This window comes from Legionella tucsonensis (assembly GCF_001468035.1).
In the GTDB taxonomy this organism is placed as follows: domain Bacteria; phylum Pseudomonadota; class Gammaproteobacteria; order Legionellales; family Legionellaceae; genus Legionella; species Legionella tucsonensis.
On the sequence record NZ_LNZA01000001.1, the window covers coordinates 157,108 to 183,201 of the forward strand.

Sequence of the window (26,094 nt, forward strand, 5' to 3'; positions counted from 1 at the left end):
AAGCGTAGATGCTCAAAGTACTTAAACGGATAGTTCAAGAAGTCACTGCAGCCAAGCAGCTCTCCGATGCACTTGGCATTCTGGTGCAACAAATTAATAAAGCCATTAATGCAGAGGCCGCTTCCGTTTACCTCATCGATACCAAACATGCTGAATACGTTCTTATTGCAACCGAAGGTTTAAACAAGCAAGCACGATTTCGAGTTCGTATTTCATTTGATAGTGGTCTTGTGGGGCTTGTCGGCCGACGCGAAGAGCCTATTAATCTCGAAGATGCTCCCGCCCATCCCGATTTTTATCATAATCCCTTATTGGGAGAAGAGCATTTCAAAGCATTTTTAGGCGTACCTATTATTCAGCATAGAAAGATCTATGGCGTTCTCATTGTTCAGCAAACAGAACAACGTTGCTTTGATGATACTGAAGAATCTTTTTTAATTACCTTAGCTGCCCAACTTGGTGGAATTATTGCTCACGCGGAAGCTACAGGAGAGCTAGCTGAGTTAACGCAACCCAAGCCTATGGGCGTTAACAAAAAAGTTGAAGCAGGTACAACCGCCCTGGCAGGAATCGGCTCTGTTCCAGGCATTGGAATAGGAACCGCTGTAGTTGTATATCCTCAAGCAGATATTGATGCGGTTCCGCAAAATCCTGTAGAGACTTTGGATGAGGAAATTAATGCATTTTATGAAGCTCTAGAGTCCACTAGAGATGATATGCACCGTCTAAGCAAACGCATGAAATCCGTTGTTGCAGAGGAAGAACATGCTCTGTTTGATGTGTACTTACGCATTCTTGATAAAGACAGTTTAGGTATTGAAGTAGAGCAGATAATTCGTAAAGAAAAAATTGGAGCGCAAGCTGCTTTAGCAACAGTCATTAAAAAACACATCGCACAATTTGAAAGCATGGAAGACTCATATCTCCGTGAACGAGCCAGCGATTTTCGTGATTTGGGACGTCGTGTTTTAGCAGCATTACAATGGTCACAACAAGAAGAAATTGTTTATCCCAAAAGGACAGTTTTAGTTGGGGAAGAAGTAACCGCTGCAGCATTAGCAGAAGTTCCTGAAGGTTTTCTGGCTGGTGTTATATCAGCTAAAGGTTCCAATAATTCACATGTCGCAATTTTAGCACGTGCCTTGGGTGTACCTACAGTCATGGGCGTTCGTGGTTTAAAATTAGATTTGATTTCCCGCCGAGCCATTATTGTTGATGGATATTATGGGCAAGTTTATATTTCCCCATCAAAATCAGTACTCGCAGAATTCAAGCTTCTGGAGCAAGAAGAGCAGGCATTGAACCAGAGTCTGGTTAGTTTACGGGATAAACCTGCAGAAACTGTTGACAACTATAGGGTTTCTTTACAAGTGAACACCGGTTTAGCTATGGACGCAGGTTTATCCATGAGTGTCGGTGCAGAAGGTGTTGGCTTATATCGCTCAGAAGTCCCTTTTATGAGTCGTGATCATTTCCCTTCGGAAGATGAACAAACTATTATTTATCGACAAACATTGAAAGCCTTTGCTCCACATCCTGTGACGATGCGAACTCTTGATATTGGTGGTGATAAAGTACTTCCCTATTTTCCTGTTGCAGAAGATAACCCCTATTTGGGATGGCGAGGAATTCGCGTCACGTTGGATCATCCCGATGTTTTCCTGATGCAAATCCGTGCGATGATGCGTGCAAACGAAGAGTTGAATAATTTGCGAATTATGTTACCTATGGTCACCAATTTAAGTGAAGTTGAGGAAGCTTCCTATCTTATTGATCAAGCGTTCACTGAATTACTCGAAGAGGGTTGTGCCATTGAAAAACCAAAGTTAGGGGTTATGATCGAAGTCCCCGCGGCTGCTTATTTAGCACGTGAAATCGCCAAACGTGTTGATTTTATCTCTGTAGGCAGCAATGACTTGACCCAATATTTTCTGGCTGTAGATAGAAACAACGCACGCGTTGCGGGCCTTTATGACTCCATGCATCCTGCCATGTTGCGTGTTTTGCTAAAAGTAGTTGAAGGAGGTCATGCAGCAGGAGTAGAAGTGAGTATTTGCGGGGAAATGGCCAGTGATCCTTTAGCTGTTATTTTGTTAATCGCTATGGGCTTTGATACCTTAAGTATGAACTCTTCAAGCTTACCGCGAGTGAAATGGGTTATCCGTAATTTCGCTATTGCGACTGCCCGCAAAATTCTTGCCGAAGTCTTGGAATTTGAACACCCTGCCCAAATACGTTTTCATTTACAAAAAGCCTTGGAGGAAGAGGGGTTGGGCAGTCTCATCAGGGCTGGAAAGTCTTTATGAATAGAGATCTGATTCGACGATGCAGACGTAGTCTGGGTGCAGCGCACATAGATAAAAAAGGAACTTAAAAAGATATGCTCACCTTTCCTTATATAAATCCTGTTGCTTTTTCAATAGGCCCGTTACAAGTTCATTGGTATGGGTTAATGTATCTGATTGGTTTTGTGAGTGGTTGGTTACTTGGTCATTGGCGCGCAAAGCACTATCAATTGGACTGGACCTCAGAACAAATCAGCGATTTGATCTTTTATGCAGCCCTGGGAGTCATTATTGGCGGGCGTTTCGGCTATATGCTTTTTTATAATTTCCCTGAATTAATTCATGATCCCTTGTCATTATTTAAAATCTGGCAAGGCGGCATGTCTTTTCATGGCGGCTTACTTGGTGTCGCTCTTGCATTATGGTTCTTTTCTCTCAAAAGTAAAAAATCATTTTTGGAAATAGGAGATTTTATTGCACCATTGGTTCCCATAGGCTTAGGTGCTGGACGTATTGGTAACTTTATCAACGGCGAGCTTTGGGGGCGGGTTACAGACATGCCTTGGGGTATGGTCTATAGACACGTTGACAATCAACCGCGTCATCCTTCAGAGCTGTATGAATTTGGCTTGGAAGGAGTTGGGTTGTTTCTTCTTGTTTGGATTTATGCACGCAAACCACGTCCAGTTGGTCGGGTATCCGCCGTTTTTTTAATGGGGTATGCAGTGTGTCGTATCATTGCTGAATTTTTCCGACAACCTGATCCGCAATTGGGCTATATTGCTTTCGGATGGTTGACTATGGGACAAATTTTATCTATTCCCATGTTATTGCTGGGATTTTGGTTATGGTGGGCGAAACGATGAAAACTTATTTAAACTTGTTAGAACATATTTTACAACACGGCACCCAAAAAACAGACCGAACAGGGACTGGAACCATATCGGTTTTTGGTTATCAAATGCGCTTTGATTTACGCCAAGGATTTCCTTTAGTTACTACCAAAAAATTACATATGCGCAGTATCGTTCATGAATTACTCTGGTTTTTGCAAGGGGACACCAATATCGCCTATTTAAATGAAAACGGAGTTACTATATGGGATGAATGGGCTGACAGTAATGGTGATTTGGGACCAATTTATGGCAAACAATGGCGAAATTGGCCAACAGCTGATGGTCGCATCATTGATCAAATCAGTGACGTCATACAACAAATTAAAACCAATCCCGACTCTCGCCGCTTACTGGTCAGTGCCTGGAATGTTGGAGAACTGGATCAAATGGCTTTAATGCCTTGTCATGCCTTATTCCAGTTTTATGTAGCCAATAAAACTCTTTCTTGCCAATTGTATCAACGCTCTGCTGATGTATTTTTGGGCGTACCCTTTAATATTTCCTCTTATGCGCTGCTTACCCACATGGTTGCTCAGCAATGCAATCTCAATGTAGGTGATTTTATCTGGACTGGCGGAGATTGTCATCTGTATTTAAACCATTTGGATCAAGCACGCACTCAATTATCCAGAGAACCCTTACCCTTAGCCACTTTAAATATCAAACGCAAACCACAATCGTTATTTGAATATGTTTATGATGATTTTGAATTCATAAATTATCAATCTCATCCTGCCATTAAAGCGCCAATTGCAGTTTAAAAATTCCATTTGTAGCTTGGGGTGCAACACAGCGAAACCCGGGTTCCACTGCGGCGCTGCTGCGGGTTACAAGTCTGCATTAAAAAGTATGCGGATCTCATTAGGTAAAGGCATGGATTTATTTTGTATATAATCTACCCAAACAATTTTGCAACTGCCTTGCGCCATCAGGATTTCATCCTGATACAGATCATGATCCATCATCATGCTGGAGTTTCCAAGACTGTGTATTTTTGAACATAAAGTCACTGTAGCAGGATAAATTACCGGTTTTAAAAAGGTACATGCAACGTGAATCACTACAGGACCCGTTTTTTCAGTCATGCTGATATTAAGCTGTCTCAACCAGTCAATACGTGCTTCCTGAAAATAATCAAAATAACGAGCATTATTCACATGTCCCAATGCATCCATATCACCCCAGGCAATGGGAAAAACTTTTTTATGTACTTCTACCTTCGAGTCAGTCATTTCTCTATCTCCATTATCCTAGAAAAAGCAGCTGCGGCCCTAGCGGACCGATTCAGAATCCTTAGCTTGTGCGCAACAGATTTTCAATCTGTTTTTCTAGACTATGATAAATCTATAGGATCTACATCAATATTCCAACGCACACCATTACCTAATTTATTCCCCGCGAACCATTCACGCAATTGTGTTAAAGAGTCTTTAAGCGTTTTTCTTGAAGAGGACTTAAGTAACAGCTGCATGCGATACTGGTTGGCTTTTCGAGGCATAGGAGCAGGTGCTGGCCCCATTGCGGTAATGGAGTGTGTTACGATTTGCTCTTTGGCCGCATGTAAAAACCTTAATACACTTCCTGCTGCTTTCCCTTGCGCCCTAATTACAGCCAAATAGTGAAAAGGAGGCAGTTGGGCTTTTTGGCGCGTGGTTAATAAAGCATCGGCGAATTGATCATATCCTTGCTGAATCAATAAATTCAGTAGTGGGTGATTAGGCATGTGGGTTTGAATTAAAACCTGGCCTGCTTGCTCTGCTCTACCTGCCCGCCCTGAAACTTGCATTAATAATTGTCCTAAATGTTCTAGAGCACGAAAATCCTGATTATAAAGCCCGGCATCTGCATCCAGAACAACAACCAAAGAAAGACGAGGAAAATGGTGGCCTTTCGCTAACATTTGTGTACCGACGATTAGCTGTGCCTTGCCATCATGGATTTTATCCAACTGCTCATCTAAAGAATTTTTTTTGCGAACTGCATCGCGATCGATACGTACGACTTCCGTATCTGGGAAGCAGGCACTTAAAAACTCATGGATACGTTGAGTTCCTGCCCCAACGGGTATCAATTCCCTACTGTTACAACTGGAGCAATGATCGGGAGTTTTCTGGTTCAACCCACAATGATGACAAATCATCTGTCCTAACTGTTTATGCAGGGTCAAATGGCTGTCACAAGCACGACAATCAGCCATCCAACCGCATTGATGGCATAACAAAACGGGAGAAAAACCTCGGCGGTTAATGAAGACCAACACCTGATTTTGTTTGAGTAAATGCTCTTTAATTACGTTTAAGGTGGTAGTTGCCAAACCATGCTGGAGTGATTGTGAACGTAAATCAATTAATTGATAGTGCAAAGGGGTTGTCGAAAGCGCTTTATGAGTTAAACGTAACACCGTATATTTTTTTTGCATTACATTGTAAATGCTTTCCAGACTAGGGGTCGCTGAACCCAGAATAATAGGTATATTCGCTAAATGTGCACGCATTAACGCGGTATCACGCGCGGAGTAGCGCACTCCCTCCATTTGCTTTAGGGAAGGATCATGCTCTTCATCAATTACAATCAAACCTAAATCAGGCATAGGTGTAAAAATTGCAGCTCGGGTTCCTATCACCATTTTAACCTTACCTTCTTTTGCTAATTGCCAAGCGACTTGTCTTTCTGATTCATTTAATCCGGAATGGATGACCGTAATGGGATGTTTAAAACGGGCGGTAAATCGAGATACTAATTGTGGAGTTAATCCTATTTCAGGCACCAGAATCAAAACTTGTTTTTGTTGCTCTAACACCTCCGCAATAACGTGCAAATAGACTTCTGTTTTCCCACTTCCTGTGACCCCCTGCAATAAAAAGCACTGATATTGATGCAGTGTCGCTGTAATTGCAGTCACTGCCAAAGCTTGTTCAGGATTAAGCATTAATGGGAGCGATAGTGAAGCATTTGCTTTTTCTGGCACTATTGTTTTTTGGGATAAAGAAAGAATTTGTGTGGCAAGCAGAGTACAGAGTTGGCTTGAGTTAAATCCTTTTTCCGTCAAACAATGTTTGGCAACCGGTTCTTTTTGGGTACTCAAGAATTCGACCAGTTCCAGCTGTTTACGTGCGCGAGCAGGAATAAGCTTTTTGGCCTCGTCGAGGGGTAATGCCAATTGATAAAAATCACCCATAGGTAATTGGCAAGGCTTCCCCAATCGATATTTTTTAGGCAAGGCAAGCGGCAATACTTCAGACAAGGGTGATTGATAGTAGTTCGCGATCCATGAACATAAAGTTAAAGCCTCTTGGGTAATTAATGGTTGTTCATCAATTACTGTGCTAATGCTTTTTAATGATGCGACATCGTATGAGGATTCATTTTTACCAATGACCAACCCCAAGCGTGTTTGTTTGCGAAATGGAACCCAAACGCGCGCCCCTATGCAAGGGATAACCTCTTCTGCAGCATAATCAAAAAAATCTCGGTGAGTGTGTGGAATACAAACTTGGTAAGCGGTCTTTCCTTTTTGCTCACTTTCTCTCGTTGTGTTCCCATCCACCCTAATCTGTTCTGAGGATGTGTCTGTAGAAAGTGACAAAAGTGCATGCTCCATAGAATGATCGTGAGTGTTTCTATTCATTCGCTCTTTGCCATTGATGACTGGCTGATTGACCTGGGGCCGAAAAAACCTTCACCACAACCTTCTCAATGCGATGTCGATCCAACTCTGCTGTGTCCTTAATCAGCTCATGAACAAACCAACGCGATAACTCTTCAACTGTAATATTGGTTACTGGCAATAAAGTCACGTCTTCTTTTAAGAAAGGAATTTTTTTGTGGTTAAAGGTAAAGTAATAATATTCCTCATCCTCAGCATATTCCAGAAAAGGAGAAAATTGCGGCATTAGAAACGTTTGATTCAAGTAACGACATAATTTATGAATACGTTCTTTATAATAACGATAGTCAAAAGTCATCCCATTTTCTTCGACCCACGTAGTGAGTGCCAAATAAACCCCATACATATGGCCATGTAATGGTTCTCTTTCTGTTGCAGAGAAAATAGTAGTGTGGCCAGCAGAAAACTTCATGGACTCTTTTTGTAATTCCACTGTTGTCAGGTATTTTTTTCTGTTCATAAACTCACTCGTTTATCATTTAATAGAAATCCGTTTAAGGAAATTTCCACATTTTTACTCAGCGCGATTACTTTAAATAACTCCCCCATTTCACTAGGAAGGGTGAGCTGCTTTATCGCTTGTTTTGCTTGTACTTGTTCCAACTCACTGTCCAATGTATTGATTAAGCTTAGCAAACCGTTAGCCAGCAAAAAAGAGGCTTGATTTGTAAAACCAGCAATATGAAAACCAGCATGTTGTCCCGCTTCTGCAACATGAGTAAAATCCACATGCGCGGTAATGTCTTGCTCCCCCGGATGCAATAAAGGCTCCGGGTGACTTTGATGTTGATAATGACACATTAAAGTCCCTTGATTACGATCAGGATGATAATACTCATGACGAGGGAAGCCATAATCAATCAAAAACACTACACCTTGTTTTAACATGTGATAATTATTCACGATCCAATCATCAATAAAAAGATTCACCTCAGAAAGATAAGGTGTATTTGGCAGCGATAATCTGTTATTAATGTAATCGAGCAATCGCTGATTATGACACGGTTTAAAGAGTTCGGTTAATTGTTGTTGTTCATTCAAGGCGATATAACTTTCCATAATGCCCTGTTCTGTTTTCATAAAACGATGCACCGGCATCGCATCCAGCACCTCATTTGCCAGGACCACTCCATTAAAAGGAGTTTCTGGCCAACGATCAAGCCAGGTAACTAAATGAGCCAGATGAGGAATTTTTTGTGCAATCAGCTCGCGTTGACGCTGGTGTAAATTAGCGCTGACTTCCAAAATGTAATATGTCTCTGGCAAAGAATTATGTTCCGCTAGATGCTCTAAGAGAGCAACACAAAGAGCGCCTGAGCCTGCACCAAATTCGAATAATACAGGAGACTCAAACTCTTTTAACACTTGCTGACACTGATTCGCAAGCGTTTTACCAAATAAAGGAGTGAGCTCTGGAGCGGTGATAAAATCACCCTGTTTTCCTAATTTTTGCAGCCCAGAACTGTAATATCCTATACCAGGGGCGTACAATGCAAGTTGCATGAATTCTACAAAGGGAATAGCCTGGCGTTCTTTCAGCAGTGCACTTAAAGTTTGTATTATACTCATCATAGTTATTATTTAAAATGTAGTCTGGGTGAACGTAATCTAAGTCTCGGAACGTAGGCAAAAAGCGTTTTATTAACTTAATTGTAGCGATGCTACGCCTCACCCTGTAATTTAGAATAGGGAACATACATTGAATCCGACAAACAAACAAGAAGCGAAGGTTGCTTTGGTTACCGGAGGTGCGCGCCGTATTGGCGCAGCTATAGTGCAAAAACTCCATACAGCAGGATATAAAGTCGTGATTCATTGCCATCAATCATTGCAAGAGGCCCATAATCTTGCCACCAACTTAAACGAGCAGCGACCAAACAGTGCCTTTGTTTTACAAAGAGAATTAGCTGAGACGTGCGCTGCAGCAGAAATTATGACTGCGGTTCAAGATTGGGCGGGACGTTTGGATTTATTAGTGAATAATGCCTCTGTTTTTATCCGCACTGAATTTACTGCGTTTGCTGAAACGGATTGGAATGCTCTTTTTGATGTTCATGTTAAGGCCCCTTTCTTACTGAGCCTCGCGGCGCGTCCTTTATTGGCAAAACACTCAGGAGCCATTATCAATGTGAGTGACACTCATGCAGAAAAACCATTGAAAGGATACTCTGTTTACTGTCAAAGCAAAGCCGCTTTGGAAATGCAAACAAAAAGCTTGGCACGTGAATTTGCTCCCGAAATCAGGGTTAATGCAGTTGCTCCGGGCGCCATTGCCTGGCCTGAGCACGCCAATACTCTCACTCCAGAAATACAAGAAAAAATAATTGCGAAAACACTACTAAAAAGACACGGTAATCCCGAATACATTGCCCAGGCAATTTTGGCTTTGGCCGAAAATCCTTATATTACCGGACAAATACTCAAAGTGGATGGTGGAAGAAACTTACTTGGCTAATACTAAAAATAATACATAGCTAATTGATTAACAAAATCATTTATTTAATAATGAATGAAACAAACAAGGATGAATTAATATTTATGAAGAAGATAGCAACCTTTGTGCTTTGTGCATTGAGTATCAAAATGGTTCAAGCAGGTACGATGGGTCCAGTAAAACCTTTATGCAGTCCTGATAATGTAACCGTTTCCGGCCATTGCAATGCTTGGGATTTAGGTATTAGTGCCTTATATTTGCAACCAAACACCAATTCAGCTTTATTGAATCCAATTTTAAATGCAGGCAATGATAAATTTCACTCAGTTGATTCCTCTTGGGATTGGGGCTTTTTACTTGAGGGCAGCTATCATTTTAATACAGGAAATGACCTTAATTTAAATTGGCTGCATTTTGATAACGATAATTTTGATGAACTTGCCGTTTTTTTTGCAGATGCAGCGATTCCTATTACAAATATCACCAATTTAAAATTCGATACCCATCTTGACGTCGTTAATTTAGAATTTGCCCAAACCAGCCATTTTGGCAAAAAAACAAATATTCGTTTTTATGGTGGCGGACAATATGTCTACGCCAAGATTAAACGGGGTGAATTTGGGTATCAACAGCTCCCATCTGATCCTGCAAATCTTGTTCAAAGATCAATAACTCATACTAGATTCCAGGGCGCGGGGCCTCGGGTTGGTGTCGATATGTCTCATGATCTAAACCACGGCTTTGCGGTATTTGCCCAAAGCGCGATGGCCCTGTTATCTGGACAAGGAAGAGCCAAATTATCGGGAGCAAACTTATGCGGACCCAATGCCACACCTTTTAATGCAAAAGCAAAACAAACGCATATTGTTCCCGAACTGGAAGCTAAATTAGGTGCCAGTTATCAATGGTGTACAAATAGCGGGCAATTCAGTTTGATGGCAGGTTGGATGTGGCAACATTATTTTGACCTGCTTCTTCTACCTCCAGGAGGCTACACCAATCCCGTAACGACTGTAAGCCAGCATGATTTCTCTTTGGATGGTCCTTTTATTAAAGGGAAATGGGTTTCAGGATAGTTCATGATGTGTGATGTTGAGTGATGAAATACAGGATGCTACTGAATTTCTTAAGTGATTTTAAAAGTTTTCAGAACTCAGTGGGAATCCCTTTTTTCCTACTTGTCATCTCAGCCTTTGTATTTAGGGGAACAGGTGATTATTCTATTTTATTTATTAGTTATGGCGTCATGCTTGTTGCCATGATTGGCTCCATTACTTTTTCTTGGCATCAAAAAACAATTCAATGTTCCATATTAACTCTTTTACTGATAATTTGGCTTATCTGGATAATTCTTCCACCCTTGATAGGCTGGGTCCCTAATACCGCTTTTTTCGGAATTTTTCAGTGTTCAGCCTGGGTATTTGGCTTTGTTTTATTTCATGGAAATCCCTTCTCTGAGTGGTTATGGAACAACTTACTCAGATTGCTCTGGACATTAGCATTGGTTTGCGCAGCATATGCTCTCATTCAATTATTCGTTAGAAATGCAATGCCTACTGGTTTTTTTGCCAGTAAAAATACTGCTGCGGCTTTTTTAATGACGGTTAACCTGCTGCTCATGGGGAAATTGTTCATTTTGAATCACCCAGAGTTTATAGCGACAAACTCGTCCAAATCGCAAAGAACAATTAAGAAAACTATTCTTTTAATCAGCATCTATATTATCAGCTTAGCCTTATTCGCCGCATTAAGCCGTGGCGTCATTCTTTGTTTTATTTTCTTTACCCTGTTAGAAATCATTTTATGTCGTCATGAGCTAAGAATAAAAAATGTGTACCACTTAGCAGGAGTTTTGGCTCTGGCTTTAGCTACCTTGTGTCTCTTTGCTCAACCAGCCATACACCATCGACTTGCATTACTTGCTCACGAGAAATCACGCCTTATCATCTGGCAAGGTGCTTGGCATTTATGGCAAAAAACACCCTGGTATGGTTTAGGCATTTTTAATTTTAAACATTATTACCCTGCATTTAGTTTGCCAGGCGACGGTTCTAATCTCGAATACGTTCATAATGATTTATTACAACTATTTATTGAAACTGGGATTCCAGGTAGTATGATTCTGCTTGGAATTATAGTGACTTTAGCTGTGTATTTAAGACGTTACTTAAATACCCCAAGCCAGAACCCAATGGCACATATCCAGTGTATGGCGTGTTTTGCTGCACTAGGTGCTTTAACCTGTCATAGTATAGTTGATTTTAATTTTTATGTATTTCCCATGAATCTCCTTATGGGTTGTTATTTCGGTTATCTTTATTATTTTTTTAGAAAAGAAGGTCATGTCAGGATTTATTCATTCTCTTTTAAAAATATTTGGATCCTAAGAGGAGGAATAATTGTATTTCTCTTCGTTATCAGCAGTTATTTTATTCGCTTTTTAATCCTCGAATACTATATAGAAAAAGCTGAAACCGCCATCCAAGCAAAGCAATTCAATGATGCTCTTATGACGAGTAATCATGCACTGAAATCATTTCCTTTTGTTGAAGTCCAAAGTCTTAAAATAGACGCGTACTTACAACTGATTCAACAGGCAACATCCGATCACACGCGCCATTATTGGGTAGAAAAAACTAAAAATGCGATTAATAAGGCAATCGCAATGAACCCTTATTTTGCTCGCTCTTATTTCCAAATGGCTTTGTTGCAAAGTTTAGTTCTTAATGATGACCAAGAAGCAAATGCCTATTTTCTTAAAGCCCTAAAGAACAATCCTCATTTTTGTTTAGCACGGCTAACTTTTGCTCGATTTTTAACAGAACAAAATAAATTGCATTCCGCGCAGGAAATCTTGGAGGCAGGTCTTCAGTATCCTATTTCTCCACAATATATTGAGATTTACCTGAATTATCTTGCCAAACTTCGTTTTGAAAATGGGGATCAGGAAGGGGCAAAAAAAGTTGCCCAACGATTGGAGCATCTCATACTTTACAATCAAGACTATAGTGATCTGCTTTAAATTCCTGCAAAAAACCGTGAATTTTCTCTAAAGAATCCAATTGATAAAAACGATTTAATAATGATGCATCAATCAACTTGCCAAAATAGTAACGAACTAAAGACTTACTTTGTAAAACCGCCTTATATTCATCTTCAAGTACAGCTAATCCTTGTAAATGAGTCATAAAAAGATCAAAATTTTCCATTAAGCTCACTGATACGCATCGCCTCTCTAATAACTCTTGGTAAAGCCAGGGTTTGCCGCTTCCAGCACGTGAGATCATATAAGCATCGCAACCACTTAATTCTATTGCTCTGTGTAAGCTGCGAGCATCATGGATATCTCCATTAGCAATCACTGGAATAGAAATGCTTTGTTTGATTTGGGCAATTTGTTGCAAGTCGGATGAAACATCATAATCATCAATCCAACGTCGGCCATGCACAATCAGCGCATCTGCGCCTGCCTCTTCAATTCTTTTCGCCAAAAGAACATCCTTTTCATTACCTTGAATCCGAACTTTTATAGTTAAAGGAACAGTAATCGCAGCACGTACTTCCTTAATGATATACACCAATTGTTCTGGCTTATCCAGCAAGGCACTTCCTGCACCTTTCTTACGTATTTTAGGTTTTGGGCAGCCACAATTTATATCAATAATATCTGCACCATTAAGTTGTAATTGCTGTGCTGCTTGCGCCAATATATCGGGTTCAGTACCTGCAATTTGATAGGCCAGAATCTGTTCCTGAGGCGCTCGATAAACATAACGCGAGTTCCCAGTATGTTTATGAAGAATATCTGTTGCAGAACTCATTTCAGTCACACAATACGCGGGAGGCCGATAGTGGTTAAATAATGTTCTGAATGGTGCACAGCTGTAACCTGCCAAAGGGCCTTGGATTAACCGATTAGGTAAAGTTAAAGAACCTATTTTCAAAGAACTGTTAATAAAAGCGTGCATCAATTTAATTCATGGATATAATTAAGGCCAATTTTAACATACTTGAACCTAAATCGAATCAAACAGGAAAACTCCTTTATGGAAAAACGTTATTTATCCCCTTTGGAAATGCTCAATATAGCGACACAACATGCCTATGCTGCTGATTATCTATTGCAACAAATCACCAATTGGACTTATAGACAAACTGAGCCAGTCAGTGTATTAACCCCAGTAACTTCATTAATGTATCAAGCCTTTCAACTGACATTGAAAGCTTATTGTTTGCATGAACATCGTCCGGTCAAAGAGCATAAGAATCTTATGGAGCTGGTTGAATTAAATAACCATTTAGGATTTTCTCACCAGGAAATTATTTTATTAAAAACTCTAGCAAGGCAGCAGGTTTTCCTTAAGGGAACTGATTATGATTTATGGGAAAATCAGCAACAATTTCATGTTTTTTGTGAACAGATTCTTTCGCTTTATCAGAAATTACAAATGATGATGCCATTAGAGCTTCACCCTGACTATCAACAATAATATAGCCTGAGCGGGCCATAAGCATAACGGAGATTCTGGACATAGATCAAACTTCTTAACCCCAATTATGGCTTTTCCTTCTCACTACAATTCTGCTCCAAACAAGGATACAGTAACCCAGTCCAAGGCATTATTGATCAATTTTTAAACAAAAAATCATCTACATACTTGGCATCGAGTGCAATTCACGCTAGGATAGTTTTTTATTTAAATCCTGTCGATGTTATTTATATTAAGGTAGAAACTATGGAGCAAGTAGAAGACAATAAGACTGGAAATGCTGTGCAACATCAAATATTACAGTTAAGTCATCGCTTAAATTCGCAAATTCTAGGTCAGAATGGATTAATTTCACGTTTACTCATTGCCCTACTTGCGGATGGCCATTTATTAGTTGAGGGAGCACCTGGATTGGCAAAAACACGGGCAGTTAAAGAACTGTCAGATGGAGTTGAAGGTAATTTTCATCGCATCCAGTTTACCCCTGATTTATTGCCCGGAGATTTAACGGGTACCGATGTATACCATCCACAAAATGGTTCTTTTGTATTTCAACCAGGTCCTATATTCCATCACTTGCTTTTGGCAGATGAAATTAACCGTGCTCCAGCGAAAGTACAATCCGCTTTACTTGAGGCAATGGCTGAAAGACAAGTTACTATAGGAGGCAAAACCTATCCTTTGCCTGAGTTATTTTTGGTAATGGCAACACAAAACCCCATTGAGCAGGAGGGAACTTATCCCTTGCCCGAAGCACAATTGGACCGATTTTTGATGTATGTAAAAATTAGTTATCCTGATGCCAAGATCGAGCATGATATTTTAGCTTTATCACGCAAAGAAGCCTTAGGCGCAGCTATGGCCACTAAACCTGCTGTATCAGAAAAATTATCACAAAAAACATTATTTGAAGCACGTAAACAAGTACTCAATGTTCATACAAGTGAAGCATTAGAAAATTATCTGGTCCAGTTAGTAGTAGCAACACGAAATCCTGGTGTATACAGTGAAGAGTTGAGTCGTTGGTTACGCTTTGGTGCCAGCCCGCGTGCCACAATTGCTTTAGATCGTTGTTCTAAAGCTCATGCCTGGCTTTGCGGAAGGGATTATGTTACTCCAGATGACATTCATGTAATTGCTCATGATGTATTACGACATCGAATTTTATTAAGCTTTGAAGCTGAAGCAGAAGGAATCAATAGTGATGATTTTATTGACTCCTTATTACGTTTAGTTGCTGTTCCGTAGCCGGGCGCAGCGGAACCCAGGATCAGGGTAAATTGATAAACCAGGTTACGGCGTTGTCTTCACCAAGGTATAAATTACCTAATCCACTTAGAAATATGATGAGGTACAAGAGGTTTTTATGGTTAACGGCGTTATTGCAGAATTAAATGAATTGATTGACTTAAGACGTTACGTACAATCCGTTCATTATCGTCCCGAAGGTAAAGCAATACGATCAGGAAATCATTTGTCCAAATTACGTGGCCGCGGTATGGATTTTGCTGAAGTAAGAAATTATCAGGCAGGTGATGAAATACGCCACATGGAGTGGCGCGTTACCGCACGTACTGGCAGACCTCATGTCAAAATTTATCAGGAAGAACGAGAAAGACCCGTAGTGATTCTCACTGATTTTAATCCCTCAATGATTTTCGGTACTCGCATCGCTTTTAAATCAGTCATTGCTGCACGATTAGCAGCTCTACTTGCCTGGACAGTGATCAAGGAAGGAGATAGAGTGGGCGGGGTATTCTTTTCAGCCACTGATCACAGTGAATTTACGCCGCGCAGTCGTGATATGGGTGTATTGCCTTTGCTGTCTTCCTTAAGTCGATACACTGATCAGACTGAGGCGCAACGCGAAGCGCAACCAAGACAGCTTAGTGACGCATTAGTACGCTTACGCCGTGTAGTCAGACCAGGAAGTATCCTGGTTTTGATCAGTGATTTTTACTCTTTGGACAGTGAATGCGAAAAGCATTTAAAGCGATTACGCTACCACAATGACATTCTAGCTTACCATATTTGTGATCGAGTAGAACTTTCTCCACCTAAACCTCAGCAATATGCTATGACTAATGGACAGCAAGAAATAATACTCGATACCAGCCTGCGTTCAGTAAACAGCGCTTACGCGCAATATTGCCAACAACGTATAAAACAACTGCAAGATCAGTTTCAACGCTTACATATTCAGTATGTTCAAGTTACAGCAGACATTGATCTAGCGCCATTAGTGCGTCAAACTTTTCCCAGGAGATCCCGTGGCTAACACTGATCCCTTGGCACAGTTAAAAGACATTCACCTTCCAACACCGATTGGCTGGTGGCCATTGGCTCCGGGATGGTATATTCTGATAGGCTTGGTTTTATTTATGGCAATCATATTCGCTTACAGTTTTTATAAGAAATATCGCAATGCTCTTGCCAAAAAACATGCACTGCTTTTGTTAAATACCTATCAAAAAGAATATAGTGAAGAATATAATGGCTCTCAAACCAGTGCGCATATTTCAGAGTTGTTACGCCGAGTAGCGCTTGTCTATTATCCAAGGGAGCAAGTTGCAAGTTTGCATGGAGAAAAGTGGCTTAACTTTTTAAATGAAACAAGTAAAGGAATTGATTTTAATTTGGTAAAAGATTTGTTGTTAGATGCACCCTTCAAAACAGAAGAAACCATGGATCTTAAACCCTTGTTCAACACAGCTCAACTTTGGATTAAACAAAGAGGAGTGCCATGTTCGAATTAGCTAATCCTTGGGTTTTAATGCTCTTTCCTTTACCCTTAATCTTCTGGTTTTTGCTGCCCAGAGCCAAAGCACAATTGCCTGCTGCATTGAAAGTACCTTTCTTTGCTGCGATGGTCGACATAGCAGATCAGGAAAAACGTTCTGTTTCCGCACAATATTCACTGCTTATCCCAGTCATTATATGGTTATTATTGGTTGTTGCTTTAGCTGGTCCTCGCTGGATTGGTGCACCCAAGCCTATTGAACGTGAAGGTTATAACATCATGATGGCTTTAGATTTGTCTGGCAGCATGGAAATTCCTGATATGCTCCTGCATGGCCGACCTGTAAGTCGTTTAAGTGTTGTAAAGAGTGCGGCCGATAAATTTGTCCGTGATCGTTCAAGTGACAAAATCGGTTTAATCCTTTTTGGTACCCGTGCTTACTTGCAAACTCCGCTCACCTATGACCGACATACTATTCTCCTGCGCCTTGAAGATGCCACCGCCGGACTTGCAGGTAAAACCACATCTATTGGTGATGCCGTAGGTCTTGCTGTTAAACGGTTGAGGAATGTACCCCAAAAAGGAAGAGTTCTTATTTTATTAACAGATGGAGCAAATAATTCTGGCGTACTGGCACCGTTAAAAGCAGCCGAACTGGCAAAAGAAGAAGGGATTAAGATCTACACTATAGGTTTAGGCTCTGAAGCAGATTCAAGAGCATTAATCGGTAATTTTATGATGCAAAATGCTTCAGCAGATTTGGATGAAGAAACTTTAAAAAAAATGTCTGACATGACAGGAGGTCGTTATTTCCGTGCTACAGATACTGAAACACTACATTCAATTTATAAAACGATTAACGAATTGGAAACCATAAATCAGGAACAAGCTACAGTCCGCCCACAAAAAGAATATTATCCCTGGTTTGTCGGTTTTGCATTAGTGCTTTGTTTCTCTTGGTTAGTTAGAAAAGCAGATTTAAATCTGAAAATAAGCGCTGTAATGCCAAATCGGGAGGCATTAAAGTCATGATTACCGATTTTCATTTTCTAAGACCTTGGTGGCTTTTAATGATTTTTCCTTTATTAGGATTAGCTATAGCTTTTTGGCGCCAAAAACCTAAATTACATGCTTGGACAGAAATTTGTGATCAACATCTACTCAGCCATCTCCTGCAAAAAAAAGGCCAAGGTCAACGTATGGGCTCGATGATCTGTTTGTTTTTAAGCATTCTGTTCATGATTTTGAGTATTGCCGGCCCTGTTTGGTATAAGCTGCCTGTAGCGACCTATAAACCGATACAACCCCGAGTTTTAGTTTTGGATATGTCGGACAATATGATGGCTAATGATTTAACTCCTAATCGTTTAAGTCGTGCTAAATTTAAGCTGCATGATTTATTTGCTCACAAAGATGTAGGTCAGTTTGGTCTTGTGGTCTTTACCAGTGAACCTTTTGTTGTCTCTCCACTTACCGATGATGGACATACTATTTCCTCTCTACTTTCTTCACTAACTCCAGATATCATGCCGGTAACTGGGCAAAATCTTGAGAGCGCCTTGAATGAAGCCAGTAACTTAATCAAGCAAGCGGGTTATAAGCAGGGACAAATCTTGGTATTAACAGCAGACTCTCCTTCCAATACATCAATTGCCCTGGCAAAAAAATTAGCTGAATCAGGCATTTACTCTTCCATTATACCAGTCAAAGCAGATAAAAACCTAAATCCGCTATTTAATCGTTTTGCTGATGCAGGTAGAGGACAGTTGATAAAATATACTTCTGATTCAAATGACTTAGATCAATGGCTAAAATCCAGTAATAACAATGAATTTGTGCTAAGTAAAGACGAAGACATTCCACTTTGGCGGGATGAAGGACGGTGGTTTTTAATTCCTGCGCTGCTGTTACTTTTGCCCGTATTTCGACGTGGCTGGATGCAGAGGGTAGTTGTATGATGCGTTGGTTTATTCTTTTATTTATCTCGTTCTCATCCTTTGCTACTCATGCCTTTAATTGGCAAGACTTATGGTCCACGCCGGATCAACAAGGACGAGACTTAATGACAAAAAATCAATTCAAACAAGCCAAGGAAACATTTACACGTAATGATTGGGCTGCTACCGCAGCCTATCGTGCAGGCGATTACCAAAAAGCAGCTGAGTTGTACCGAGACTTAAAAAATGAACAAGGTTATTACAACCAAGGAAATGCCTTCGCCCATATGGGACAATATGAAGAAGCAATTAAAGCTTATGATAAAGCATTAGCAATCAATTCTACAAATCAGGATGCTCTTTATAATCGCAAGTTAGTTGAAGAACTTTTGAAGAAAGATAAAGAAAAAAATCAAAATAAAGATCAACAAAGCAAAGATCAGCAAAAAGATCAACAAAACAAAGATCAGCAAAACAAAGATCAGCAAAACAAAGATCAACAAAACAAAGATCAGCAAAACAAAGATCAACAAAGCAAAGATCAACAAAGCAAAGATCAACAAAGCAAAGATCAACAAAGCAAAGATCAACAAAGCAAAGATCAACAAAGCAAAGATCAGCAAAGCAAAGATCAACAAAGCAAAGATCAGCAAAGCAAAGATCAACAAAGCAAAGATCAACAAAGCAAAGATCAACAAAGCAAAGATCAACAAAGCAAAGATCAGCAAAGCAAAGATCAAAATAAAAAGAATAATCAGAAGAATAATGAGGCTCAATCTGAAGCAGAGCGAGAAAAACAACAGGCAAAGGAACAATGGTTGCGTTTGATTCCAGATGATCCAGGTGGATTAATGCGAGAAAAATTCTTACGTGACCATTTACGAAGAGAACGCGGATGGTATCAATGAAAAAAATATTAGTAATTGCTTTTTTTTGTTTATTCAATGCACTGGTCTATGCAGAAGTACAAGTGCAAATTGATCCTTCTCAAGTTAGTATTGATGATTCATTCAGTTTGATTTTAACTCAAGATAATTTACAAAACGGAGGTGTTCCCGATCTGACTCCGTTACAAAAAGATTTTATGATTCTCGGCACCGAACGTCGTATGAATTACTCGATTATTAATGGACATACACAATCATCCAGTGAATGGACTATAACATTAAAGCCGCAAAAAGAGGGTAAATTGACAATTCCTTCCATTAAAATTGGCAGAGAACATACCAAACCTATAACAATTGATGTAACTACGGGTACAACACCAAAAAATACTCCCAGCAGTAATTCTCCAAGTTCACAGAAAAATCAGAGTATTTATTTAACCACAGAGGTTAGTAAAAAAAATCCTTATATTAATCAACAAGTGACTTATAAAGTAGCCTTATACAATTCCAAACATCTTTTAGACGCAAGCTATCAAGGACCTCAAGTAGAAAATGCTTTGCTCGTTCCTTTGGGTGATGAAAAGCGTTATCAGACAAAAAAAAATGGCGTGACTTTTCTTGTTGAAGAACAAAGCTATGCCATTTTCCCCCAAAAAAGTGGGCCCTTGAAAATAAAACCACCCGTATTTACTGCCTTAATTTATGATTTTAATCCTGAGCGGGTTAAAGCCACAGACAAGGCAATGAATATTGAGGTGCAACCCATACCTAAAGAATATTCAGGGAAAGTATGGCTTCCAGCAAAACAAGTCAAATTAATGGAACAATATGAACATTCTGACGAAACTGCCACTCAAGGTAACACGTTAATTCGTACTGTAATTCTTGAAGGTGTGGGCATTCCAGCTCAACTTTTACCTACACTCAATTTTGCAGAAATAGACGGTGTTAATGTTTATCCCGAGAAAGGAAAAGATAAGAATCGAGTTACTTATGGAGAATTGATTGGCCGCACTGAGATAAAAGTAACTTATTTATTCAATAAAACAGGAAAAATAACGATCCCTGAACTTAAACTTCCTTGGTTCAATACAGAAACTGGAAAAGAAGAAACAGCCACCTTACCTGCAAAGACATTTGCAGTAACTCCTTCATCTAGTACTGCACCCACGACAAACACAAACCCAGTTGACATAACTAAAAATCAGAAAATAATAACCCAACCCACAAAAGAAATAAATGAATCCACTGCGCCAAAACCATTCAATTGGGCATGGGTATTTGCCGCACTTTTTGCCTGCGCCTGGTTGGTCACTCTAGTCCTTTGGGGATGGCAAAGACACAGTAAAAATGCAGGAAAAGGTCAATATAAAACTGTATTAAATACTCTTCATAAGGCATGTATGCAGGGAGATCCCCAACGCACGCGCGATGCATTATTAAAGTGGGCCAGCTTACATTGGCCAGATGCGACTATATTAAATCTCACTGATTTAACGCGCCTTGCGTCTGATGCTTCTTTCAAAAAACAAGTACAAACTCTTTCACAAGTTTTGTATAAAAATAAAGGAAAAAGCTTATGGCGAGGCGATGAATTATGGCGCTGTGTTGAGCAGATGAAAAAAAATAATACGAACAAAAAAGAAAATGAAAGTGCACTCCCCCCTATTAATCCTTCCTGAAGGCCTATTCCTAGATTTATCGCCAAAAAGATGAGTAACTGTTCAAGGGGGATGTTGAGTCTTAGGGAAAAGTCAGATTTGTACTCAAATAGGGCTTTCCGATCATAGTGCGTAAATGAAGAGAGTCTCATTACATGGATGGATGTTCACTCTCTTTTAATATTTCATCCTCTTCTTTCTTCTTTTGAGGCCTTGTAATTTTTGCTGGAGAATCGTGAGCCGATTCTTCAGGCTGTATTGTTGTATGAATAATCGGAGCATCGGCTACGGTTTTTTCTAGCCGTTTTGCAATTTTTTCTATTTCAGGCATATCATGTTGAGTCCTCATAGCTGAAGTCTCAAATTCTGATTCGGTCAGATCATCTTTTTCCCTTTGAACATCACTATCCCCCGCATCGGATTCAGCTTTTTTTGTAACCGCATTCACTATTTTCTTCCCAAGTGACTTAAGCAGGGGATAAGTAACACGTCCAATAACATAAGCAAGTGCCAAAGAAGCCGTTGCTGCGAGTATTCCAAATCCTACTGGAGGCAGGAATATACAGACTGTTGCGCCAATGAATGCAAGAGAAGCAAAAGCAATACCCACTGTTCTATCTATAACAGCCATTGTTCCCAATTTTTCTATTTTTTGCTTACATTGTTCCTGATCATCGTATATTTTTTTTAATACATTTAAGTCAACTTTAATTTCTTTTCTTGTATTTCTGATTTCTTCTTCTAAGGAAGCATACTCCTCTAATCTACCTTCGTTTTTCGCTTTTTTTGCTTTTGTCTCCAAGTTTTCTAAATCATCAATTAAATAATTGATTAAATTTTTTTTGTTCTTAATCCCTTGTTCTATTTGTGCCAGCTGGTCTTTTAGTTCATAGCGTTTATAATAAAGCTTAGCTAGAGTGATTACACTCAAACCTAATGCCGCTATGGAAGTAACTAAGGCAATAATAGGTGCTGAAGGAGGGAATACAATAGCCGTGATAGTAAGCCCTAGAATCACTGCAGAGTACAAAAAACGAGCATTACGAGACAAAGTAATAGGTGACTTTTGTTTGGTTATATAGGCACCCAAATAAATGCAGGGGATATAGATGAAATCTAATATACTCGTTACTAACTTAATAACGTGAAACCCAGTACTTGCTGATTTTGTAGAGTTACTTACATGCTCTGCTACTTCTACCATATGAGTAATTGCGCTCCCGGATCCATCTACAGAGTCCATAAACTTATTAAAAAAAGGAAGCATTCTTAATATAGATGACGCAATGGACGTTGGGGACGCTTTAGTACCCTTCATTGATTTTAATTTTTTTCTTAAATACGCAGCCGAAAATTCTTCGAGTCCAATTTCATCTTCAGTTTTATTAAAAAACATCTCTATCTCAATAAAAATTATTTACTTATTAACTCATATCATAACAAGCAATTATGATATAAACATGAACAAAAACTACTTATGGAAGATTAGCTTGTTCATCCACACATTGAAACTAATACTTAAATTTAATGTTTCCAACATATTTGCTAAGTTTTTAAACAAAATTAATACCTCACTATTTCTTTAATATTGGGACAATGGATAAAAAAGTGTATAATTCCTCTTTTTGTTTCACAAATATTGATCAGTCATGAATCTTGAAAAATTATATGATGTCATTGTCGTGGGTGGTGGACATGCGGGCACAGAAGCCGCTTTAGCAGCAGCACGAATGGGAGCACAAACTTTATTACTTACTCATAACATGGATTTGCTTGGCCAGATGTCGTGTAATCCTGCTATAGGAGGAATAGGGAAAGGGCATTTGGTGAAAGAAATTGATGCCTTGGATGGTGCTATGGCAAAAGCCGCAGATAAAGCAGGAATTCAATTTCGCACCCTTAATGCTTCTAAAGGACCAGCAGTTCGTGCTACTCGCGCACAAGCTGATCGTGTACTCTATCGACAAGCCATTAGAGAACAACTACAAACTCAAGAAAATCTGACTCTGTTTCAACAAGCTGTTGATGATTTACTGATCGAAGGAGAACACGTTACCGCTGTTGTTACCCAAATGGGCCTTATCTTACGAGCTCGTGCGGTAGTACTGACCGTTGGTACCTTTTTGGGTGGAAAAATTCACGTAGGTATGAACCAATATGCAGGCGGTCGTGCAGGTGATCCACCTTCAATTGCATTAGCAAAAAGTTTGCGTGATCTTGATTTACCTGTAGGTCGTTTAAAGACTGGGACACCGCCACGGATCGATCGTCGTTCTTTAGATTACAGTCAGATGACCGTACAGCCAGGAGATACACCCATACCCGTTTTTTCTTATCTGGGACATGTCAATGATCATCCCCAACAAGTATCTTGTCATATTACCCATACAACCGAAGCAACACACGAAATTATTCGTAATAATCTGCACCAGTCTCCTATGTATGCGGGGATTATTGAAGGGGTGGGACCTCGTTATTGTCCCTCTATAGAAGATAAAATTGTTCGTTTTGCAGATAAATTATCCCATCAAATCTTTGTCGAACCTGAGGGATTAACTACTGAAGAAATTTATCCCAATGGCATTTCTACGAGTCTTCCTTTTGGAGTACAAGTACAGTTTGTACGGACAATTAAAGGGTTTGAAAATGCCCATATCACTCGCCCTGGTTATGCCATAGAATATGATTATTTTGACCCTAGAGGGCTAACTTCATTCTTGCAAACCAAACCCATCTCCAACTTGTTTTTTGCTGGTCAAATCAACGGAACAACAGGCTATGAAGAAGCTGCGGCACAAGGAATTATTGCAGGCATGAACGCTGCCCTGTTGATACAGGAAAAGGAGCTTTGGTGTCCGCGACGAGATGAAGCATATATAGGTGTTTTGATTGATGACTTGATCACTTGCGGAACTCAGGAACCCTATAGAATGTTCACATCGCGTGCCGAATATCGCTTACTTCTGCGTGAGGATAATGCCGATTTACGTTTAACTGCTAAAGGCAAAGAATTAGGCATAGTAGGTGAAAAACGTTGGCAGCACTTCTCTGCAAAACACCAAGCAATAAAAACCACTCAGTCCTTACTGCATAATACTTGGGTGCGTGTAGGCCATAATCAGATCTTTAAAGATATCCTGCATAATCCCATGCAACATGATAATAGGGCCTCAGAGTTTCTCAAACGCCCTGAAATTAATTATCAGCATTTATTAATGCTCGATGATTTAAACTTGCCTGAACTATCAGCTGAAGTCAGTGAACAAATAGAAATTCAAAATAAATATGCAGGCTATATCGAGAGACAACAACAAGATATAGAAAAAATGCGTAAACATGAAAATACTATATTACCTGAATCATTGAATTATAGTGAGGTGACTGGTTTATCCAATGAAGTGATTCAAAAACTGACCAAGATAAGGCCATCTACTCTAGCCCAGGCCGGTCGTATTTCGGGAGTCACTCCTGCTGCCTTGTCGCTACTTTTAGTACATTTGAAAAAACAGCGAATTGAGGTATGAAAGAACAAATAATGCAAATACAACCGCTGCTTAAAGAGGGCTTACAACAACTTGATTTGGAAACGCTTAGTGCTTCTTTATCAGATTATTTATTTTTACTTAACAAGTGGAATTTAGCTTATAATCTCACATCAATTCGTGATCTTGAATCTATGGTTGGTAAACATTTATTGGATAGTCTAGCAATTTTACCTTGGCTTAAAGGAAATCATATCATCGATGTCGGAACAGGAGCAGGCTTACCGGGAATTCCTCTTGCTCTGGCCAGACCCGATTTATACTTTGTTTTATTGGATTCTAATGGTAAAAAAACTCGTTTTCTGGCGGAAGTGAAGCGTCAGCTTAACTTAAAAAATGTTGAAATTGTGCAATTTAGAGTCGAAAACTACCACCCAACTCAAGGTTTTGATACAGTATTAAGTCGAGCTTTTAGCAGCCTTGAACAAATGATTCAGTGGACGCAACATCTTATTGCAGATACTGGAATTTGGTTGGCTATGAAGGGGCGTTATCCTGATACAGAATTGCATGAGATCAAACAAAGTTGCAAGATAGAGCGTTATACTGTGGCAGGTGTTGAAGGCGAGCGTTGTTGCGTCATTATTGAAAATCAACCTGGAAAAAGGAGTTAACATCCTAGAGATCTGTTAACATTTCGCGAACTTGAACCAAAATGAGCCTGATTTTCGAGCATCGGAGCGCAGGTAAATCAGGGCAGTTTGGCAAACTGCAGAAATGTGAACAGATACTGGATGTTCGCTGCTTATTCCGGTTTAACCAAGGAATAAATCATGGCAAAAGTTATAGCCATTGCCAATCAAAAAGGTGGGGTAGGCAAGACCACTACAGCGATTAATTTAGCTGCTTCTTTGGCAGCAAATCGACAACGGGTTTTACTCATCGACTTGGATCCCCAAGGCAATGCCACCATGGGTAGCGGAGTTGATAAAAGCCAATTGGTACATACGACTAATGATGTTTTACTTCATGATTGTCTTGCAAATCAGGCATGTCTTGCCACAACCAGTGGCTATGATTTAATACCCGGTAATGATGATTTAACCGTTGCGGAAGTAAGCTTGATGGAACGCAATCATCGTGAAACCTTCCTCTATAAGGCATTACAACCTATTCAAAGTAATTATGACTTTGTGCTGATTGATTGTCCACCCACATTGAATACGCTGACAATTAATGCTTTTGTTGCTGCTGATTCTGTTCTTATTCCTATGCAATGTGAATACTATGCTCTGGAAGGATTAGCAGCTCTGCTTTCAACTATTGAGCAGGTTAAAGCTTCAGTAAATCCTCGATTGCATCTTGAGGGACTGCTGAGAACGATGTACGATGCTCGTAATCGATTGTGTTCTGAGGTATCAAAGCAACTCATAGAACATTTTCCAACTAAGGTTTATAGAACCGTAGTTCCACGTAATGTCAGACTTGCTGAAGCACCAAGTCATGGATTGCCAGCCTTACATTACGATAAAACATCTCCGGGCGCAGCAGCCTATATGGTACTTGCCTCTGAGTTGATTAATAAACAGACTGTTGCAGGATAATTGGGGTAATT

At 39.8% G+C, this 26,094-nt stretch carries 23 protein-coding genes and 1 pseudogene; 17 read left to right on the top strand and 7 right to left on the bottom strand.

The features are described 5' to 3' along the window. Positions 1-8: 8 nt before the first annotated feature. From ptsP to thyA, 3 genes are all read left to right on the top strand, one after another. Positions 9-2,306: a phosphoenolpyruvate--protein phosphotransferase gene (gene ptsP, locus Ltuc_RS00675; RefSeq protein ID WP_058519448.1), complete on the top strand. Its 2,298-nt coding sequence runs from the start codon at positions 9-11 to the stop codon at positions 2,304-2,306. Positions 2,307-2,380: 74 nt separating this feature from the next. Then, positions 2,381-3,151 carry a prolipoprotein diacylglyceryl transferase gene (lgt, locus tag Ltuc_RS00680; protein WP_058519449.1) on the top strand — a complete coding sequence of 257 codons (771 nt, stop codon included), beginning with the start codon at positions 2,381-2,383 and terminating at the stop codon, positions 3,149-3,151. Then, the gene (gene thyA / locus Ltuc_RS00685; protein ID WP_058519450.1) at positions 3,148-3,942 is read left to right on the top strand and encodes a thymidylate synthase; all 795 of its coding nucleotides are present in this window, start codon (positions 3,148-3,150) and stop codon (positions 3,940-3,942) included. Before lgt ends, thyA begins: the two co-directional genes overlap by 4 nt. A gap of 66 nt (positions 3,943-4,008) precedes the next feature. On the opposite strand, the gene Ltuc_RS00690 is transcribed toward thyA, so the two are convergent. The 4 genes from Ltuc_RS00690 to Ltuc_RS00705 all read right to left on the bottom strand — a co-directional run bounded on the left by Ltuc_RS00690 (position 4,009) and on the right by Ltuc_RS00705 (position 8,417). Continuing rightward, complete coding sequence (locus tag Ltuc_RS00690) at positions 4,009-4,413, bottom strand: acyl-CoA thioesterase (protein ID WP_058519451.1); 405 nt, start codon at positions 4,411-4,413, stop codon at positions 4,009-4,011. A 101-nt stretch (positions 4,414-4,514) separates the two neighbouring features. After that, positions 4,515-6,809, bottom strand: coding sequence for a primosomal protein N' (locus Ltuc_RS00695; protein WP_083498020.1), 2,295 nt, complete (start codon positions 6,807-6,809; stop codon positions 4,515-4,517). Continuing rightward, positions 6,802-7,308 (bottom strand): 6-pyruvoyl trahydropterin synthase family protein, encoded by a 507-nt coding sequence (locus Ltuc_RS00700; protein WP_058519452.1) that lies wholly within the window; start codon positions 7,306-7,308, stop codon positions 6,802-6,804. The genes Ltuc_RS00695 and Ltuc_RS00700 overlap by 8 nt, the downstream gene beginning before the upstream one ends. Continuing rightward, positions 7,305-8,417 carry a class I SAM-dependent methyltransferase gene (locus Ltuc_RS00705; RefSeq protein ID WP_058521555.1) on the bottom strand — a complete coding sequence of 371 codons (1,113 nt, stop codon included), beginning with the start codon at positions 8,415-8,417 and terminating at the stop codon, positions 7,305-7,307. Before Ltuc_RS00705 ends, Ltuc_RS00700 begins: the two co-directional genes overlap by 4 nt. A 130-nt stretch (positions 8,418-8,547) precedes the next feature. Here Ltuc_RS00705 and Ltuc_RS00710 point away from each other — a divergent pair, with 130 nt between their 5' ends. The 3 genes from Ltuc_RS00710 (at position 8,548) to Ltuc_RS00720 (ending at position 12,304) form a co-directional block, all read left to right on the top strand. Continuing rightward, the gene (locus tag Ltuc_RS00710; protein ID WP_058519453.1) at positions 8,548-9,303 is read left to right on the top strand and encodes a pteridine reductase; all 756 of its coding nucleotides are present in this window, start codon (positions 8,548-8,550) and stop codon (positions 9,301-9,303) included. 83 nt (positions 9,304-9,386) lie between these two features. Next, the gene (locus Ltuc_RS00715; RefSeq protein ID WP_058519454.1) at positions 9,387-10,358 is read left to right on the top strand and encodes an Lpg1974 family pore-forming outer membrane protein; all 972 of its coding nucleotides are present in this window, start codon (positions 9,387-9,389) and stop codon (positions 10,356-10,358) included. A 35-nt stretch (positions 10,359-10,393) separates the two neighbouring features. Further along, positions 10,394-12,304: an O-antigen ligase family protein gene (locus Ltuc_RS00720; protein WP_058519455.1), complete on the top strand. Its 1,911-nt coding sequence runs from the start codon at positions 10,394-10,396 to the stop codon at positions 12,302-12,304. On the opposite strand, the gene Ltuc_RS00725 is transcribed toward Ltuc_RS00720, so the two are convergent. Continuing rightward, positions 12,267-13,250 (bottom strand): tRNA dihydrouridine synthase, encoded by a 984-nt coding sequence (locus tag Ltuc_RS00725; protein WP_058519456.1) that lies wholly within the window; start codon positions 13,248-13,250, stop codon positions 12,267-12,269. The genes Ltuc_RS00720 and Ltuc_RS00725 overlap by 38 nt on opposite strands. A gap of 78 nt (positions 13,251-13,328) precedes the next feature. Here Ltuc_RS00725 and Ltuc_RS00730 point away from each other — a divergent pair, with 78 nt between their 5' ends. The 7 genes and pseudogenes from Ltuc_RS00730 to Ltuc_RS15825 all read left to right on the top strand — a co-directional run. After that, on the top strand, positions 13,329-13,772 hold the full coding sequence (locus tag Ltuc_RS00730) for a hypothetical protein (RefSeq protein WP_058519457.1): 444 nt from the start codon (positions 13,329-13,331) through the stop codon (positions 13,770-13,772). A gap of 246 nt (positions 13,773-14,018) precedes the next feature. Next, a complete protein-coding gene (locus Ltuc_RS00735; RefSeq protein WP_058519458.1) occupies positions 14,019-15,020 on the top strand; it encodes an AAA family ATPase in 1,002 nt (333 codons plus the stop codon). 118 nt (positions 15,021-15,138) lie between these two features. Beyond that, a complete protein-coding gene (locus Ltuc_RS00740) occupies positions 15,139-16,050 on the top strand; it encodes a DUF58 domain-containing protein (RefSeq protein ID WP_058519459.1) in 912 nt (303 codons plus the stop codon). Further along, a complete protein-coding gene (locus Ltuc_RS00745) occupies positions 16,043-16,528 on the top strand; it encodes a DUF4381 domain-containing protein (RefSeq protein WP_058519460.1) in 486 nt (161 codons plus the stop codon). The genes Ltuc_RS00740 and Ltuc_RS00745 overlap by 8 nt, the downstream gene beginning before the upstream one ends. Beyond that, positions 16,516-17,544, top strand: coding sequence for a vWA domain-containing protein (locus tag Ltuc_RS00750; protein ID WP_058519461.1), 1,029 nt, complete (start codon positions 16,516-16,518; stop codon positions 17,542-17,544). The genes Ltuc_RS00745 and Ltuc_RS00750 overlap by 13 nt, the downstream gene beginning before the upstream one ends. Further along, positions 17,541-18,470, top strand: coding sequence for a vWA domain-containing protein (locus tag Ltuc_RS00755; RefSeq protein WP_058519462.1), 930 nt, complete (start codon positions 17,541-17,543; stop codon positions 18,468-18,470). The genes Ltuc_RS00750 and Ltuc_RS00755 overlap by 4 nt, the downstream gene beginning before the upstream one ends. Positions 18,471-18,574: 104 nt before the next feature. Further along, positions 18,575-18,808 (top strand): annotated as a pseudogene (locus Ltuc_RS15825) (tetratricopeptide repeat protein); the annotation flags it as partial. Here the strand turns inward: Ltuc_RS15825 and Ltuc_RS15830 are convergent. Next, positions 18,792-19,394 carry a Cys-every-fifth RiPP peptide CefA gene (locus Ltuc_RS15830; RefSeq protein WP_420798250.1) on the bottom strand — a complete coding sequence of 201 codons (603 nt, stop codon included), beginning with the start codon at positions 19,392-19,394 and terminating at the stop codon, positions 18,792-18,794. The pseudogene Ltuc_RS15825 and the gene Ltuc_RS15830 sit on opposite strands and share 17 nt — an antisense overlap. Here Ltuc_RS15830 and Ltuc_RS00765 point away from each other — a divergent pair. Further along, positions 19,354-21,018, top strand: coding sequence for a BatD family protein (locus Ltuc_RS00765; RefSeq protein ID WP_058521557.1), 1,665 nt, complete (start codon positions 19,354-19,356; stop codon positions 21,016-21,018). The two genes, Ltuc_RS15830 and Ltuc_RS00765, sit on opposite strands and share 41 nt — an antisense overlap. A gap of 130 nt (positions 21,019-21,148) precedes the next feature. Here Ltuc_RS00765 and Ltuc_RS00770 read toward each other — a convergent pair whose 3' ends face one another. Beyond that, positions 21,149-22,393, bottom strand: a complete 1,245-nt coding sequence (locus Ltuc_RS00770; protein WP_058519463.1) for a hypothetical protein — start codon at positions 22,391-22,393, stop codon at positions 21,149-21,151. A 253-nt stretch (positions 22,394-22,646) separates the two neighbouring features. On the opposite strand from Ltuc_RS00770, the gene mnmG reads away from it, so the two are divergent. The 3 genes from mnmG to Ltuc_RS00785 all read left to right on the top strand — a co-directional run bounded on the left by mnmG (position 22,647) and on the right by Ltuc_RS00785 (position 26,083). Beyond that, positions 22,647-24,521 (top strand): tRNA uridine-5-carboxymethylaminomethyl(34) synthesis enzyme MnmG, encoded by a 1,875-nt coding sequence (gene mnmG, locus Ltuc_RS00775; RefSeq protein ID WP_058519464.1) that lies wholly within the window; start codon positions 22,647-22,649, stop codon positions 24,519-24,521. Further along, entirely contained in the window at positions 24,518-25,153 is a 636-nt protein-coding gene (gene rsmG, locus Ltuc_RS00780; protein ID WP_058519465.1) for a 16S rRNA (guanine(527)-N(7))-methyltransferase RsmG, read from the top strand. The genes mnmG and rsmG overlap by 4 nt, the downstream gene beginning before the upstream one ends. A gap of 159 nt (positions 25,154-25,312) precedes the next feature. Then, on the top strand, positions 25,313-26,083 hold the full coding sequence (locus Ltuc_RS00785) for a ParA family protein (protein WP_058519466.1): 771 nt from the start codon (positions 25,313-25,315) through the stop codon (positions 26,081-26,083). The last annotated feature ends 11 nt before the right edge of the window (positions 26,084-26,094 follow it).